Source organism: Sphingomonas sp. RB1R13 (genome assembly GCF_036663775.1).
Classification (GTDB): Bacteria; Pseudomonadota; Alphaproteobacteria; order Sphingomonadales; family Sphingomonadaceae; genus Sphingomicrobium.
In genome coordinates, this window is record NZ_JAXOJM010000001.1 from 429,245 (window position 1) to 444,174 (window position 14,930).

At 63.1% G+C, this 14,930-nt stretch carries 14 protein-coding genes; 9 read left to right on the top strand and 5 right to left on the bottom strand.

The genetic code is table 11. The features are described from left to right. Positions 1–5: 5 nt before the first annotated feature. From trbJ to U1700_RS02120, 7 genes are all read left to right on the top strand, one after another. Positions 6–755 (top strand): P-type conjugative transfer protein TrbJ, encoded by a 750-nt coding sequence (gene trbJ, locus U1700_RS02090; protein ID WP_332749707.1) that lies wholly within the window; start codon positions 6–8, stop codon positions 753–755. Positions 756–835: 80 nt separating this feature from the next. Then, a complete protein-coding gene (gene trbL / locus U1700_RS02095; RefSeq protein ID WP_332749709.1) occupies positions 836–2,137 on the top strand; it encodes a P-type conjugative transfer protein TrbL in 1,302 nt (433 codons plus the stop codon). Beyond that, complete coding sequence (trbF, locus tag U1700_RS02100; protein ID WP_332749710.1) at positions 2,137–2,961, top strand: conjugal transfer protein TrbF; 825 nt, start codon at positions 2,137–2,139, stop codon at positions 2,959–2,961. Before trbL ends, trbF begins: the two co-directional genes overlap by 1 nt. A 170-nt stretch (positions 2,962–3,131) precedes the next feature. Next, a complete protein-coding gene (gene trbG, locus U1700_RS02105) occupies positions 3,132–3,908 on the top strand; it encodes a P-type conjugative transfer protein TrbG (protein ID WP_332751095.1) in 777 nt (258 codons plus the stop codon). Positions 3,909–4,021: 113 nt separating this feature from the next. After that, positions 4,022–5,215, top strand: coding sequence for a TrbI/VirB10 family protein (locus U1700_RS02110; protein ID WP_332749712.1), 1,194 nt, complete (start codon positions 4,022–4,024; stop codon positions 5,213–5,215). 14 nt (positions 5,216–5,229) lie between these two features. Beyond that, positions 5,230–5,454: a DUF2274 domain-containing protein gene (locus U1700_RS02115; protein ID WP_332749713.1), complete on the top strand. Its 225-nt coding sequence runs from the start codon at positions 5,230–5,232 to the stop codon at positions 5,452–5,454. 139 nt (positions 5,455–5,593) lie between these two features. Then, on the top strand, positions 5,594–5,794 hold the full coding sequence (locus U1700_RS02120) for a helix-turn-helix transcriptional regulator (protein ID WP_332749715.1): 201 nt from the start codon (positions 5,594–5,596) through the stop codon (positions 5,792–5,794). Positions 5,795–5,983: 189 nt separating this feature from the next. Here the strand turns inward: U1700_RS02120 and U1700_RS02125 are convergent, their stop codons facing one another. Next, a complete protein-coding gene (locus U1700_RS02125; protein WP_332749717.1) occupies positions 5,984–6,493 on the bottom strand; it encodes an Lrp/AsnC family transcriptional regulator in 510 nt (169 codons plus the stop codon). 131 nt (positions 6,494–6,624) lie between these two features. Between U1700_RS02125 and U1700_RS02130 the strand changes: the two genes are divergently transcribed. Beyond that, the gene (locus tag U1700_RS02130) at positions 6,625–7,911 is read left to right on the top strand and encodes a cystathionine gamma-synthase family protein (RefSeq protein WP_332749719.1); all 1,287 of its coding nucleotides are present in this window, start codon (positions 6,625–6,627) and stop codon (positions 7,909–7,911) included. 1,280 nt (positions 7,912–9,191) lie between these two features. Here the strand turns inward: U1700_RS02130 and U1700_RS02135 are convergent. Genes U1700_RS02135 through ald form a run of 4 tightly spaced genes read right to left on the bottom strand, consistent with a single transcriptional unit; the run spans position 9,192 to position 13,901 of the window. Continuing rightward, positions 9,192–10,565 (bottom strand): aspartate aminotransferase family protein, encoded by a 1,374-nt coding sequence (locus tag U1700_RS02135; RefSeq protein ID WP_332749721.1) that lies wholly within the window; start codon positions 10,563–10,565, stop codon positions 9,192–9,194. A 9-nt stretch (positions 10,566–10,574) separates the two neighbouring features. Next, on the bottom strand, positions 10,575–11,324 hold the full coding sequence (locus U1700_RS02140; RefSeq protein ID WP_332749723.1) for a gamma-glutamyl-gamma-aminobutyrate hydrolase family protein: 750 nt from the start codon (positions 11,322–11,324) through the stop codon (positions 10,575–10,577). 7 nt (positions 11,325–11,331) lie between these two features. Then, a complete protein-coding gene (locus U1700_RS02145; protein WP_332749724.1) occupies positions 11,332–12,762 on the bottom strand; it encodes a gamma-aminobutyraldehyde dehydrogenase in 1,431 nt (476 codons plus the stop codon). 38 nt (positions 12,763–12,800) lie between these two features. Further along, complete coding sequence (gene ald, locus U1700_RS02150) at positions 12,801–13,901, bottom strand: alanine dehydrogenase (protein ID WP_332749725.1); 1,101 nt, start codon at positions 13,899–13,901, stop codon at positions 12,801–12,803. 236 nt (positions 13,902–14,137) lie between these two features. Between ald and U1700_RS02155 the strand changes: the two genes are divergently transcribed. Continuing rightward, on the top strand, positions 14,138–14,926 hold the full coding sequence (locus tag U1700_RS02155; RefSeq protein WP_332749727.1) for a TorF family putative porin: 789 nt from the start codon (positions 14,138–14,140) through the stop codon (positions 14,924–14,926). The last annotated feature ends 4 nt before the right edge of the window (positions 14,927–14,930 follow it).

Genomic DNA, 14,930 nt, shown 5'->3' on the forward strand with positions numbered 1-14,930 from the left:
TTACCATGATTCACAATCTTCATCTCAAGACCCGTTTCGCGCACTTGATCGTCGCGCTCGGCACCGCCTGCTCGGTCATTGCCGTTACGACAGTGGCGGCGACCCCGGCGCAGGCGGTCATCGTCTTCGATCCGAGCAACTACAGTCAGAACATCCTCACCGCCGCGCGCACGCTCGAGCAGATCAACAATCAGATCCGCATGCTCCAGAACCAGGCGACGAGCCTGACCAACCAGGCCAAGAATCTGACGACCGTCAGCTTCCCCGAGCTGCAGGCGATCACCCAGACTATCCAGCAGATCAACCAGCTGATGGGCCAGGCGCAGGGCATCAGGTTCCGTGTTGCCGGATTGGACCAGCAGTTCCGGCAGATGTTTCCGCAAAGCTTCAACCAGGCGCTGACGGTCAACGCCCGGGTGGTCGCAGCACGGACCCGGCTAGATACCAGCATGGCCGCCTACAAGCAGACCATGATGGTCCAGTCGCGGGTCGCCGAGAATGTCGAGGCCGACGCGCAGGCGCTAACCGGCATCGTCGCGCGCAGCCAGGGGGCGGAGGGCGCGCTGCAGGTGGCCCAAGCCACCAACCAGCTGCTCGCGCTCACTGCCAAGCAGCAGTTCCAGATCCAGCAGCTGATGGCGGCGCAGTATCGCGCCGAAGCGATCGAGCAGGCGCGCAAAGTCCAGGCCGAAGCAGAGGCGAAGGCGGCGACCGCCAAGTTCCTCGGCACGGGCTCGGCCTACACCCCGCACTGACGGTTCGGAGGGCCGAGGCCCGCCGACCTGACTGTCTGATCATCATCCCGCCGTCACCCTTTCAATAGGACGAACGCCCAGTGACCGACCTCAACGTCATCGACGGCTTCATGGCGGACTTCATCCGCTACATCGACAGCGGGTTCGGGCTGCTCGGTCCCGACGTCGGGTTCCTGACCTCGACCCTGATCGGGATCGACATCACCCTCGCCGGCCTGTTCTGGGCGATGGGCGGCGAGCAGGATGTCATCGGCCGTTTCCTCAAGAAGATCCTCTACGTCGGCGCGTTCGCATTCATCCTCAATCGCTTCTCGAGCTTGGCCGATATCATCTTCCGCTCGTTTGCGCAGGCTGGGCTCACGGCAGGCGGGGGCACGCTGACCGCCGCCGACCTGCTCAAGCCCGGCCATCTCGCCGGCACCGGGTTTGCCGCCGCCTGGCCATTGCTTGACCAAGCCTCGAAGTTGATGGGGTTCACCAGCTTCTTCGACAATTTCCTGACGATCGCGGTGCTGCTGTTTGCGTGGGCCATCGTCATCGTCGCCTTCTTCGTGCTCGCCGTGCAGCTGTTCGTCACGATCATCGAGTTCAAGCTGACCACGCTCGCCGGGTTCATCCTCGTGCCGTTCGCGCTGTGGAACCGTACCGGCTTCCTCGCCGAGCGCGTGCTCGGCAATGTCGTTAGCTCGGGCATCAAGGTGATGGTGCTCGCCGTTATCGTCGGCATCGGCTCGAACTATTTTGGGCAGTTCACCGCCGCGCTGAATGGGCAGCAGCCCGAAATCGGCCAAGCGATGAGCTTGGTGCTGGCCAGTCTCGCGCTGTTCGGACTTGGCATTTTCGGTCCCGGCATCGCGTCGGGATTGGTTGCCGGAGCGCCGCAGCTCGGCGCTGGTGCGGTCGCGGGCACGGTGATCGGCGCCGCTGGCGTGACGATGCTTGGCGCTGGCGCTACCAGCGCCGCCGGCGGCGCTGTGCTTGGCGCAGTTCGGGCGGGCACTGCGATGGGGTCCGCCGCATCGACCTCTTACCAGCTTGGGCAGGAAGCTGCAGGCACATCATCGGTAAGTGCTGGCCTTGGGGGCGTCGCCAAGGCTGCTGGCAATGCGGCCCGCAGCGGCGCTTCCAACGCGCTCGGACTTTCGGACGCCGCCGCCAGTGGCCGCGACGCGGCATGGAATGCGCTCAAGGGCAGCGGGGCCGGCGGATCAAGTCCTTCGCCCGATGCGCAAGGCGCGTCGGGCGACGCCCCCGGTTGGGCCCGCGATCTGAAGTCGCAGCAGTCCGCGCGCCACCACCGTCACGTTGCTCTGCAGACCCTCAAGGAAGGCGACCGAGGCGGCGCCTCCGCCACCCCCGATATTAAGGAAAGGGAAGACTGATGCAGTTCAAACGATCGATCCAGCGCTACGGGCGGACGCCCGAACCGGAAACACCATTCCAACGTGCGGGCCAGCTGTGGGACGAGCGCATCGGCTCGGCCCGCGTCCAGGCGCGCAACTGGCGGCTGATGGCGTTCGGCGGGCTTGTCCTCTCGACGGGTCTCTCCGGCGCGCTCGTCTGGCAGTCGCTGCAAAGCCGGGTCGTCCCCTATGTCGTCGCGGTCGACCGGCTTGGCGAGCCGCGCGCGATCAGCGAGGCCGAGGCGAGCTATCGACCGACCGATCCGCAGATTGCGTGGGCGCTCGGCCATTTCATTGGCAATGTCCGCTCGGTCTCGCTCGACCCGGTGCTGATGCGCGCCAGCTGGCTCGAAGCTTATGATTTCGCGACGGGGCACGGCGCGCAGTTCCTCGGCGATTATGCCCGGTCGGCCGATCCGTTCGCCAACATCGGCGAGCGCACCGTGTCGGTCCAGGTCACCAGCGTGGTCCGGGCGTCTGATCGCTCGTTCCAGGTCAAATGGACCGAGACGGCTTATGAACGTGGCAGCCAGGCGGGGACGTCGCACTGGACTGCCATGGTGACGGTCATCGTCAAGCCGCCGACCTCGGCCGAAACGCTGCGCAAGAACCCGCTCGGCCTCTACGTCGATGCGATCGACTGGAGCCGCGAGCTCGAGCCGCCAACGCCGCCTACAGCGACGACGCCCCCTTCGCCACCGGCATCCACGCCAAGTCCGACCGAACAGACCGCGCCGGCCCTGGATGCCGTGCCCATTCCCAACCCGGACGCCACCCCGGCGTCGAACCAGGAGGCCCAGTGATGAACGCGAAGTATTGTCTTGTCCTGAGCGGCGCAGCGTTGCTGCTTTGCGCAGCGGCGCCCGCGCCACGATCCGCCATCGTGGCCAAGTCCCTCGTCATGCCGAAGCCACTTCCGAAAGTGCCGGTCGTGCATAAGGTGATACCCAAGGCGCGGGTACGTCATGCAGCCATGCGCCACGCTCGCTGGACGCATGCGTCGCGCGTTGCGGCGGCAACGCGCGCCGCGACCGAAGAGCCGACCGGGTTCGTCAATGCCTCGTCGGTCTATCCCTACGCCGAGGGCTCGGTGTATCACGTCTATACCGCGCCCGGCCGTATCACCGATATCGCCCTTCAGCCCGGCGAAACGCTTGGCGCGGTCGCGGCGGGCGACACGGTGCGCTGGATCATCGGCGACACCGCGAGTGGCGCTGGCGAGACGCGGCGCAGCCATGTGCTGGTCAAACCGTCGGTCGTCGGGCTTTCGACTAACCTCGTCATCACCACCGACCGGCACGTCTATCATCTGTCGCTGACCAGCACGACGCGCACGGCGCTGACTGCCCTGTCGTGGACCTATCCGCAGGATCAGCTGATCGCGCTTCAGAAGCGGGCGGAAGCCGCCGAAGCCGCGGCGCCGGTGGCGTCAGGGCTGGCGATCGACCAGCTTCACTTCGGCTATGCGGTCAGCGGCGACAAGCCTGACTGGCGTCCGGTTCGCGCATTCGATGACGGGCGGCAGACCTTCATCGAGTTCCCGGCGCAGATCGCGACCGGCGTTGCCCCGCCGTTGTTCATGGTCGGCGCCAATGGCAGCGCTGAGCTCGTCAACTATCGCATGCGCGGACACTATTACGTGGTCGATCGCCTGTTCGACGTTGTCGAACTGCGCTTCGGCCTGAAGCGTCAGCAGATCGTTCGGATCACTCGATTGCGCGACGGCTCGGCCGCGCGGAGGGCGTCATGAGCGAGCGCGTCACCACGTCGCAAGCGCCGACGCCCCGTGAGCTCAATCCGGACTTGTTCTCGGCACCCCGACCCATCCCACCTCAAGCTGCTCCGGACGAGGGAGCACCGCCGATGGCGCCGAAGGTCGATCCCGAGACGCTCGTCATTCGGGCGTCCCCGCTCCGAGCGATCCGGTTCAAGCGAAAAGTCGTTATCGGCATCACCACTGTCGGGGTCATCGCGCTCGTGGGCGTCACAGGCATCGCGTTGAAGCCGTCGGTATTCAAAGTGATCGCGAACGGCGAAGACAAAGCCGACCTCGGCGCGCGGGCACCGGCGGATGCCCTCAGCGCGTTGCCCAAGACCTACGGCGACGTGCCGCGGCTTGGCCCGCCGCTCCCCGGTGACCTCGGCGGACCGATCCTCGAACGACAACAGCAACTATTGACCGACGGGTCAGGGGTCTCGCCACCGCTATCGGACGCGAAGGCGCAGGCCGAGCAGGCGGCCCAGGCGGAACGTGAGCGCCAGCTCGCCGATCTCAAGGCCGCCCGCCGATCGGCGCTGCTGGTCCAGTCTGGCGGACGCATTGAGACTGCGGCGTCCCCAGCGTCCGCCTCGACTGACCTTACGGCAGCAACAGACGCGGGCGAGGTCGCGCTCGATCCTGAGCGCGATCCGAACGGCCAGCAGCGCAAGTCCGACTTCCTCGCGCGATCTGTCAAGGAGGATAGCGTCGATCCGCACATGCTGACGCGGCTGGTGTCGCCATACCTGCTCAGCGCCGGCACGGTCATTGCCGGAAGCCTGATCACGGGCATCCGTTCGGACCTGCCCGGACTGGTCACGGCGCAGGTTATCGAGAATGTGTTCGACAGCGCCACGGGACGCATCCTCCTCGTCCCCCAGGGCGCGCGGTTGATCGGCAAATACGATAGCGTGGTCGCCTACGGCCAGAAACGCGCACTGGTCGTTTGGCAGCGGATCGTCTTGCCAGACGGAAGCTCGCTCGGCCTCGACAACGTGCCAGCGAGCGACGCCTCGGGTTATGCCGGTCTTGCCGACAAGGTCGACGGGCACAGCTGGGCGCTGCTCAAGGGAGTCGTCATCTCGACACTGTTGGGGGTCGGCTCCGAGCTTCAGTTCTCGGGAGGCAGTGGACTTGTTCAAGCCATCCGCCAGTCCGGTCAGCAGAACGTCGCCCATGCCGGCGATCAGCTGACGTCGAAGACTCTCAACGTCCAGCCGACCATCACCATCCGGTCTGGAACGCCAGTTCGACTGGTAGTGCAGAAAGACTTGATCCTCGCGCCATGGCGCGGATGAAGGAGGAGATACGCATGATTGATCTCAAGCTGGGGAGGTTGCCCGACCGCACGCCGGTCAAACTCACCATCACCTTGCCGCCTGACCTGCATCACGCGCTTGCCAGATATGCGGCTTTGTACGCCGAAAACTATGGACACGAGGAGCCGGTGACTGAGCTGATCCCTGCAATGTTGAGTGGCTTCCTCGAAAGCGATCGTGCCTTTCAACGGCGTCGGCAGACGGCCGTCAAGGCGTAAGATGTCGGTGGCCATCTCATCGGCCGACACCGACGGACGCAATCCAGCGCAGTTCGAACGCAGGCCGATCCCGACCGTCTTGCAAGGTTGGATTCCAAGAGCTTCCTGAGGCGAGCCAAGTTGACCCAAGGAGATCACGATGACGTTCCAACCAGAATGCTTCCTGCGCATCAAAACTGTGCTCGCCAGGACAGGCCTCAGCCGCTCCACCCTGTATCGGAAGATTGAGAGCGGCACATTTCCAAGCCAGATTAAAATAAGCGACCGCTGCTGCGCGTGGCGTCAGTCCGCAGTCGATGCCTGGATTAAGGATTGTGGGAACACACCTGCTGATCATTGACCCGGGTACAGTACATTCTTGCGCCAGTGATGCTCCGGCTTGCCGATATTCTTGACGGGCTCCTTAACTCCTCGCCAACGGCGTCAAAGTTGCCTTGATCTGGTACACACAGAGGGTGGCGGTGATGTCAGCAAGCTACGCCGAGCAGATAAAAAAATTGCGAATTTGTTGTAATGGAGATCAAGTTGTTCAAGATGACAGGTTGACGGTCCGCCCAGCTTTGATTGTTCCATAAGCAAAGCTGGTGTCGAGCGCCGCGACGCCTGCAATCTGATGGACTTTTTGCCGAATGAAAGCCTCATAGCTTTCGAGATCTCTGACAATGACACGGAGGAGATAATCTGCTGCACCAGTCATGAGGTAACAGTCCGTCACTTCCTCAAGCCTCTCGATTTGGGCCTCGAAATCGCGGACTTCCTCCGCGCTATGTCGAGTCAGGCGGACGGTCAGGAAAGCGGTAACAGGCAGGCCGCAGGCTTTCTGATTAACGATCGCGCTATAGCCTTGAATGATGCCACACTCCTCTAGGCGCCGCACCCTTCGCAGGCACGGGGAAGGCGACAGACTGACACGCTCGGACAATGCCTGATTCGAAAGGCGACCGTCGTCCTGAAGCGCCCGTAAAATTTGTCGATCTTTCTCATCCATTTGAAGCTCCTGCTTGGCATATTCTGCCAATATCGACGTGGCAAACAACAAAATTAGACCGATTTCCGATCAGTAATTAGGCTAAATCATTGTTTGAGATACTGCAAAGCCCGGCAATGCAGGTTCTCTCTGCCAAGCTCACAATCCCTTCGCAGGATCGAGCAACTACGAAGGGAATGACCATGAGCCGCACCCGCACCTTGATCGGTGATCACCGCTTGAGCCCGTCGACGTTGATGATGAGCTACGGCTTCGATCCGAAATTGTCTGAAGGAGCGATCAAGTGCCCGATCTTCCAGACGTCGACTTTCGCATTCGAAAGCGCGGCGGCGGGCAAAAGCGCAATGCAGCTTGCCTATGGATTACGGGAGCGAAAGCCGGCGGAAGACCCCAGCCTGATTTACTCGCGGATCAATAATCCAACGCTTGAGATACTCGAAGATCGGCTGACGCTGTGGGACGGCGCCGAAGAAGCACTGGTGTTCGCCAGTGGCATGGCGGCCATCTCGACCACCATATTAAGCTTTGCCCGTCCGGGCGACGTAATTGCCTATGGTCGCCCGGTTTATGGCGGTACGGATTATCTGTTCGAGAAATTGCTGCCTCTTTTTGGCATCCGCGCGATTAGCTTTCAGGCCGAAGCGAGCGAGGCGGAGGTGCAGGACGTTCTGCGCAGTGGTGTTGAGCGTTACGCAGGCAACGGACGCGTCCCCATCATCTTTGCTGAAACGCCCGCTAACCCGACCAACAAACTCGTAGATCTCGCCATGCTTGCGCGGGTGGCCAACGACCTTGCTGACCAACCCGGCGGGCGGCCCAAACTGATCGTCGACAATACGATGATGGGGCCATTGTGGCAGCGCCCGCTCGATCATGGCGTCGACGTTTCCGTTTATTCCCTCACCAAATATGTCGGTGGCCACAGCGATCTGGTCGCCGGCTCATGCCTTGGCAAAAAGGAAGACTTGGCCAGTATTCGCGGATTTCGCACCATACTCGGCAGCATGCTCGATCCGCATACTGCGTGGCTACTGCTGCGCAGCCTGGAGACGCTGTCGCTGCGGATGCGTAAGGCGGAAGCAAGCGCGCGCGACGTTGCTGCTTTTCTGCGTGACCATCCCAAGGTCGAAAGCGTCAGCTACCTCGGCTTCCTCGATCCGGACAGTGAACAGGGGCGAATTTTTGCACGGCAGTGCCTGGGCTCAGGTTCCACCTTCTCAATCATTCTCAAGGGGGGCGAGCCGGAGTCCTTCCGACTATTAGACGCGCTCAAGCTCGTGAAGCTCGCGGTTAGCCTGGGCGGGACCGAAAGTCTGGCGTCGTACCCGTTCGGCATGACCCACGTAGACGTCGATGAGGCGACCAAGCTGGCAACCGGCATCCTTCCAAGCTTGGTACGACTGTCGATCGGCGTTGAGGAGCCCGAAGATCTGATCGCTGACTTTGCTCAGGCACTTGATCAAGTCTAGTCGCTAGTCCCAGCGGTCGCCATGCGGGCCGGTTTTGTCAGAGCAACTCTATCCACGGGTTCGTACCCAGATCAGCCGCACGGTAAGTTGATCAGCTTCCCCGGGAGGCGTCGGCTATGCAGACTGAAAGCATAGAGCGGGCCTGGGCATGGGCTCATCGCGTGAACGAATATAAATTCGGCAGACCGTCCATTCGCAGCAGAGCAGCCGGCTCGCTGCCCCAAGATCGGTAAAATGGCGCACAGAGCCCTTATAAGTGACCTACCCTATGTCCGCGCGGTCGATGCCTCGGCTATCCGAAGGGAAGTACCTTGTCAGGCTTTCGGCGCGTCTACGTGAGCTCCATTCTGCGCAATCCGAAAAGGTAAAATTAGCGCGGATCGTCTGAAGAAAATATGAGACATTTTTGAGAGTGAGTCCTCGTTTCTGACTCGAACCACCAAATCGCGATCATTCAGGGGCCATCAAGCGGGCCACGGAAAAAGTCAATTAAGCTTTTTCGTTAATTATTATATACTTAGCTGCCAACTTCGAGTCCTCTCCTGGCACCATTTTCCTTTTTGCTGATGCTCGCGAGATCCGACGAAGCGACGGCGTCACCTCACCGCACGCGGAGGTCGCCTGATGCCGAGCGATATCATCGTCTTTCACAATCCCGAGTGCGGAACCTCGCGCACCGTGCTCGAACTGATCCGCGCAGGCGGCATGGAGCCGTTTCTGCGGCACCGGCGACAGCGCAAACCTTGCCCGGTCCGTCGGCTCCAAAGAAGAGCGAGCCCCCGCGGATCCAACAGACCTCGCGCCGCACACCGCCCAGAGCTTATCGGTTAATCCCAATGCCGAGTTGGTCTATCAGTCGGGAGAATTTGCGCACCGCCTGCGGCTATGCCGAGCGCGCGATCGGCAACAGGCCGTGCGCGCGGGTGTCAATTACAACCTCCTCTACACCAATAAGATCGCCAACCTCCACGTGGAATATGCCCACAACGCCCTTTCGGGGCCGGGGCGATCGTCACCGACCGCGACTCCGGCGACGAGTTCGGGATGGTGTTGCGGAGGAGCCTCCTTCACTACATTCGATACTAACGGCTAGGCCGCAGGTTCAGCCTGCTCATAGCTCGTATCGGTCCCGCCTGAGCCGGTGTGTCCCAACTATAGCTGGTCGCAGCCAGTTTCCTTTTGCCGAGAGGCAGGAAAAACCGCCGTCACAGCGCCGCTTAGAGGCACGAATTGCAGACCCCGGGCCGCGACGTGTCACAGCCCGGGGAAGCTGTCGTCGTTCATCCCGCGCGCAGGTCTTCGCTGCATTGGTCGAGCGAGCGGCGGATAATGGCGATCATCTCGTCAATCTGGGCGTGGCTGATGATCAGCGGCGGGCACATCACGATCGTGTCGCGGATTCCGCGCACCATCAGGCCGTTGGCAATGCAGGCGTCGCGGACCATCGGCCCGGCGGTTCCCTCCGCCCCGCCGAAGCGAGCGCCGGTTGCCTTGTCGGACGTGATCTCGACCGCGCCGATCAGCCCTGCGCTGCGCACTTCGCCGACCAAGGGATGCTCGGCGAGGGCGGCCAGAGCCTTCGCGAAATAGGGTCCTGTATCGTCGCGGGTTCTCTCGACGAGGCCCTCACGTTCAATGATCTCGATATTTCGTAGCGCCACTGCGGCGCACACCGGGTGGCCCGAGTAGGTGAAGCCGTGGACGAAATCACCGCCGGTCTTGAGGACGTCGACAATCTCCCTCGATACCGCCACCGCGCTGATCGGAAGGTAGCCCGACGACAGACCCTTCGCCATCGCGATCATGTCGGGCTTCACCCCGACAGTCTCGTGGCCCCACCAGTTGCCGGTTCGCCCGAACCCGTTGATGACCTCGTCGCACACCAGCAAGATGCCGTATTTGCGGCAAATTCGCTCGACTTCGGGCCAATAACTCGCGGGCGGGATGATTACCCCGCCGGCGCCCTGGATCGGCTCGCCAATGAATGCCGCGACCTTGTCGGCGCCGACCTCGAGGATCTTGTCCTCGATCGCCTTGGCGCAGAGCAGCCCGAACGCCTCGGGGTCCATGTCGCGGCCTTCGTTGTACCAATAAGGCTGGCGAACATGCTCGATCCCTGGGATCGGCAAATCGCCTTGCGCGTGCATGCCCTTCATCCCACCCAGGCTAACCCCCGCGACGGTCGATCCGTGATAGGCATTGTGGCGGCTGATGAAGACCGTCCGCTCGGGCTCGCCCCTGGTCTTCCAATAATGGCGGACCATGCGGAAGATGGTGTCATTGGCTTCGGAGCCTGAGGTGTTGAAGAAGACGTGCGGCAGGCGATTGCCGGTCAGGCTGGCGATCTTGGCGGCGAGCATGACGGCTGGCGGGGTGACCGTCTTGAAAAAGGTGTTGTAGAACGGCAGCTCGCGCATCTGCTCGGCCGCTACCTCCGCCAACTCGTCCCGACCATAGCCGATATTGACACACCACAGTCCCGCCATCCCATCGAGGATCCGGTTTCCCTCTCCATCGACGATCGTGCAGCCGTCGGCACTGGTGATGATGCGGCTGCCGCCCATCTGCTCGATCAGCGCATAGTCCTGCTGGGCGGGGAGATGGTGGGCGACGTCGAGGCGGCGGAGTTCGGCGATGTCATAATTGCGCGGCATGCTAAATCCTTAGGAATTCAGGGTTTCACCGCGCAACGCACGGCCGAGGAGACGGAAGAAAGTCTGGCTGTCGGGGTCGGAATCGGTGTCCCACTCGGGGTGCCACTGGACCGCCAGCAGGGGCGCGCCATTGATCGTGGCGGAGTAGGCTTCGACCAATCCGTCGGGCGCAACGGCCTCGATCCTGACCTGGGATGCGAGGGTCGAAATGCCCTGAAAGTGCACCGAAGTGACGTTAAGTTGATGCTTGCCATAGACCGCCGATAGCATCCCCCCGGGGGTCAGCGCGACGGGATGGCGATGGTCGAACATGGCGTCGTAGCTGGCACCGTCTGGGGCGTGGTGGCGGATGAGGTCGTCGCTGGCGCTGGTGTCGCGGCGCAAGGTTCCGCCAAGCGCGACGTTGATTTCCTGGAAACCGCGGCACACGCCGAACACCGGGCGACCCCTGCCCGTCACCGCGTCGATCAACTCCATCGCGAGTTCGTCGCGCGCCGGGTCGAACGGGCCCGCGCCATCGTCGCCATCGCCATAGCGTGACGGTTCGACATTGGACGGGCTGCCGGTCAGGAGCACCCCATCGAGCCGCCCGGCGACCTCGGCGGCGCGCATCAGGTCGGGCAGCGACGGGATGAGCAGCGCCGCGACGTCGCCATAGTGGATCGCGGCGCGGACATAGCGGTCGAGCACGATCTGCGCCGGCCGACCGCCAACATCACGATTATCGCAGATGATCCCGAGGACGGGGCGCGCGCTCATGATCGCCTCAATGCCTGAACATGATGTGGCGCACGGTCGTATAATGTTCGAGGCAATAGATTGAGAGGTCCGAACCATAGCCCGACGACTTGACCCCGCCATGGGGCATTTCGGTGACGTTGACGCTGTGGGTGTTGACCCAGGTCACGCCATATTGGAGCTTCGCCGCGATCGCCGAGGCGTGGCCGACATCGCGGGTCCAGATCGACGAGGCGAGACCGTAATCGCTGTCATTGGCCCAATCGATGACCTGCGGGATGTCGTCGAAGCGCGTGACCGAAACGACCGGACCGAATACTTCGCGCTGGACGATCTCGTCATTGTGCCGGGCGCCCGCGATGAGCGTGGGTTCGAAGAAAAAGCCGTCGCCCGGGCCGAACTTGCCGCCGGTGACGAGATCGGCCTTGTTATGTTCGACCGCGCGGCGGACGAAGCCCTCGACCCGGTCGCGCTGGCGCTGGGAGATCAGCGGGCCGAGGTTGGTGTTTGCGTCGCGCGGATTGCCCATGCGCAGCGCCTTGACCCTCTGTTCGATCGCCGCGACGAGCTTTTCCTCGATCCCGGCCTGGGCATAGACCCGGCTGGCGGCGGTGCAATCCTGCCCGGCGTTGTAATAGCCGGCGTCGACAATCCCTTCGGCAGCGGCATCGATATCGGCATCGTCGAGGACGATAACCGGGGCCTTGCCGCCAAGTTCGAAATGGGTTCGCTTGATGGTTGGCGCGATCGCTTCGAGGATCTTGCGCCCGGTGGCGATGTCGCCGGTCAGCGAGACCATCCGAACCTTGCGATGCGCGACCAGCGTCGCGCCGACATCGGCGCCATTGCCGCTGACGACGTTGAACACCCCCGGCGGAAGAAACTCGGCGCATACTTCAGCGAGGCGGAGCGCGGTCAGCGGGGTATGTTCGGACGGCTTCAGCACGACCGTGTTGCCCGCGGCAATCGCCGGAGCGACTTTCCACGCGGCCATCATCAGCGGATAATTCCACGGCGCGATCCCGGCGACGACGCCCAGCGGATCGCGGCGAAGCATCGAGGTGAAGCCCGAACGATATTCGCCGGCGGGGATTCCCCCGGTGGTGCGAAGCGCGCCGGCGAAGAAGCGGAACACGTCGACGGTATTGCCGACATCGACCGCCCGCGCGGTGCCGCGCGGCTTGCCACAGTTGCGCATCTCAAGCTCGGCAAACTCGTCGCCGAGCGATTCGATGCGGTCGGCAATGCGCAGCAGCGCGAGCGAGCGCTCCTTGGGCGAAAAGCCCGACCAGATCGGAAAGGCGCGATCGGCGGCGTCGACGGCTTCATCGACCTGTGCCCGGCTGGCCCCGGCCAGCGCGACAATTTCCGACCCGTCGCTGGGATCATAGACCTGGTCCGCCTCGCCGTCGCCGGTGCGCAACGCGCCGTCAACCAGCAGCCCGGGAAGGTCGCTCATGCTCTTCTCTCCAGCGTGCGGGTCGGCATTCGTCGGCATCAGGCGGCCACGAACGGCAGGTCGAGGGCTTCGGCGACGGCCTGGTGGCGGATCTTGCCGTCGGAAACGTTGAGGCCGTTGGCGAGGTGGGGATCGGCGGCCATGGCCGCGTCGGCGCCGAGGTTGGCGAGCTTGAGCGCGAACGGCAGGGTCGCATTGTTGAGCGCAAAGGCCGAGGTGCGCGCCACCGCGCCGGGCATGTTGGCGACGCAATAATGGATCACGCCGTCGATCGTGTAGACCGGGTCGGCATGGGTCGTGGCGTGACTTGTCTCGAAGCAGCCACCCTGGTCGATGGCGATGTCGACGAGGACCGATCCGCGCTTCATCGTCTTGAGCATCGCCCTGGTCACCAGCTTGGGCGCCGCTGCTCCGGGGACCAGCACCGCGCCGATCACCAGTTCGGCCTCCTTGACCGCCTGGGCAATCGCGGCCTTCGACGCGAAGGCCGTCTTGATGGTCGATCCGAAGTGCATATCGAGTTCGGCCAGACGGTCATTGTTGATGTCGTAGATGGTCACGTCGGCGCGCTGGCCGGTGGCGATCTGCGCGGCGTTGATGCCGGCTACCCCGCCGCCGAGAATTGCGACCTTGGCCGGGGCAACCCCGGGCACGCCGCCGAGCAGCACGCCGCGGCCGCCCTGCTCCTTTTCCAGATAATGGGCGCCGACCTGGATCGACATGCGGCCGGCGACTTCGCTCATCGGCTTCAGCAGGGGCAGCGCGCCCGAGCGGCTGGTGACGGTCTCATAGGCGATGCAGGTCGCACCCGACGCCATCAGCCCCTCGGCCTGCGGCTTGTCGGCGGCGAGATGGAGGTAGGTGAACAGGATGTGGCGCGGTTCGAGCATCGCGATCTCGGCGGGCTGGGGCTCCTTGACCTTGACGATCATGTCGGCGGCCCTGAACACCGCCGCGGCGTCGGGAAGGATCGAGGCACCGGCCTGCTCATAGGCGTTGTCGGGAAAGTCGATGCCCATGCCAGCACTGGTCTCGATCACCACTTCATGCCCTGCTGCGACCAGTTCAGCCACCGACGCCGGGGTCAGACCGACGCGATATTCGTGATTCTTGATTTCCTTGGGGACACCGACGCGCATGGGGTTGTTCCTTATCCGATGGTCTTGAGGGGCCGTTGTGCCACCTTGAGTCGCCACGCTTAGCCTCTAGAGCGCAGCACGACTGCTACAATCCGCAATCACATCCCGGCTTCATATCGGTTTTCCCGATACTAGTCCTAGGCAGATTTGGACTGGCCTTTCGCGCCTAGCTGTGGCCCCATGGGGGCTCAAGGCGGCAACGACCGTCATCTCGATGACATCAAGGGGGCTTTCACATGGTCAAGACGGACAAGGGATATCTGCTGCTCGCGGCTGCAGCGTTCTTCGCATCTCCCGCGGCAGCACAGGATGTGCCGCCAGCGGCGACATCGGGCACCGCCGCCAAGGTCGATGCCGGCCAGGCCGCCGCCGAACCCGCCAAGGCCGAAGCGCCCGCGGCAGACTTCTCGCTCAACCTGACGATTGGCGGGGTGTCGGATTACCGCTTTCGCGGGATCTCGCTGAGCGACAAGAAGGCCGCTTTCCAGCCGAGCTTCACCGTGACCCATAAGTCCGGATTTCACGTCGGCGCGTGGGGATCGAACATCACCCCCAACGATGGCGACAATAACGAGCTCGACCTGATCGGCGGCTGGGGCGGTACGGTCGGCCCGCTGACGGTCGATATCGGCGCAACCGGCTATGTCTATCCGGGCACCCACGGGCTCAACTATGTCGAGTTCATCGGCACCGCGAGCCATGCCTTCGGCAATCTGACCATCGGCACAACGCTGGCCTACACCCCCAAGCAGGGTACGGCGGCGCCGACGCGCGGGCTCTATGGCGCGGTCAACGCCGCCTATGCCATCCCCCACACCCCGCTTTCGGTGACCGGATCGGTCGGGCTTGAGGACAATGCTTTCTATTCGAACAAGCGCGACTATTCGGTTGGGCTGTCGGCCGATGTCGGCGGGTTCATCGTCGGGGGCGCCTATGTTCGCGCAGGGCACACCTTTGGCGATCCCAACGGTGTGCCTCGGCTGGTGCTGTCGCTGAGCCGCAGCTTTTCGACCGACATTCGTTGATCGT

Coding starts and splice junctions, on each gene's coding strand:
- trbJ (WP_332749707.1), top strand. CDS start 6: ATGATTCACAATCTTCATCTCAAGACCCGTTTCGCGCACTTGATCGTC.
- trbF (WP_332749710.1), top strand. CDS start 2,137: ATGCAGTTCAAACGATCGATCCAGCGCTACGGGCGGACGCCCGAACCG.
- trbG (WP_332751095.1), top strand. CDS start 3,132: ATGCGCCACGCTCGCTGGACGCATGCGTCGCGCGTTGCGGCGGCAACG.
- U1700_RS02110 (WP_332749712.1), top strand. CDS start 4,022: ATGGCGCCGAAGGTCGATCCCGAGACGCTCGTCATTCGGGCGTCCCCG.
- U1700_RS02115 (WP_332749713.1), top strand. CDS start 5,230: ATGATTGATCTCAAGCTGGGGAGGTTGCCCGACCGCACGCCGGTCAAA.
- U1700_RS02120 (WP_332749715.1), top strand. CDS start 5,594: ATGACGTTCCAACCAGAATGCTTCCTGCGCATCAAAACTGTGCTCGCC.
- U1700_RS02130 (WP_332749719.1), top strand. CDS start 6,625: ATGAGCCGCACCCGCACCTTGATCGGTGATCACCGCTTGAGCCCGTCG.
- U1700_RS02135 (WP_332749721.1), bottom strand. CDS start 10,565: ATGCCGCGCAATTATGACATCGCCGAACTCCGCCGCCTCGACGTCGCC.
- U1700_RS02140 (WP_332749723.1), bottom strand. CDS start 11,324: ATGAGCGCGCGCCCCGTCCTCGGGATCATCTGCGATAATCGTGATGTT.
- U1700_RS02145 (WP_332749724.1), bottom strand. CDS start 12,762: ATGAGCGACCTTCCCGGGCTGCTGGTTGACGGCGCGTTGCGCACCGGC.
- ald (WP_332749725.1), bottom strand. CDS start 13,901: ATGCGCGTCGGTGTCCCCAAGGAAATCAAGAATCACGAATATCGCGTC.
- U1700_RS02155 (WP_332749727.1), top strand. CDS start 14,138: ATGGTCAAGACGGACAAGGGATATCTGCTGCTCGCGGCTGCAGCGTTC.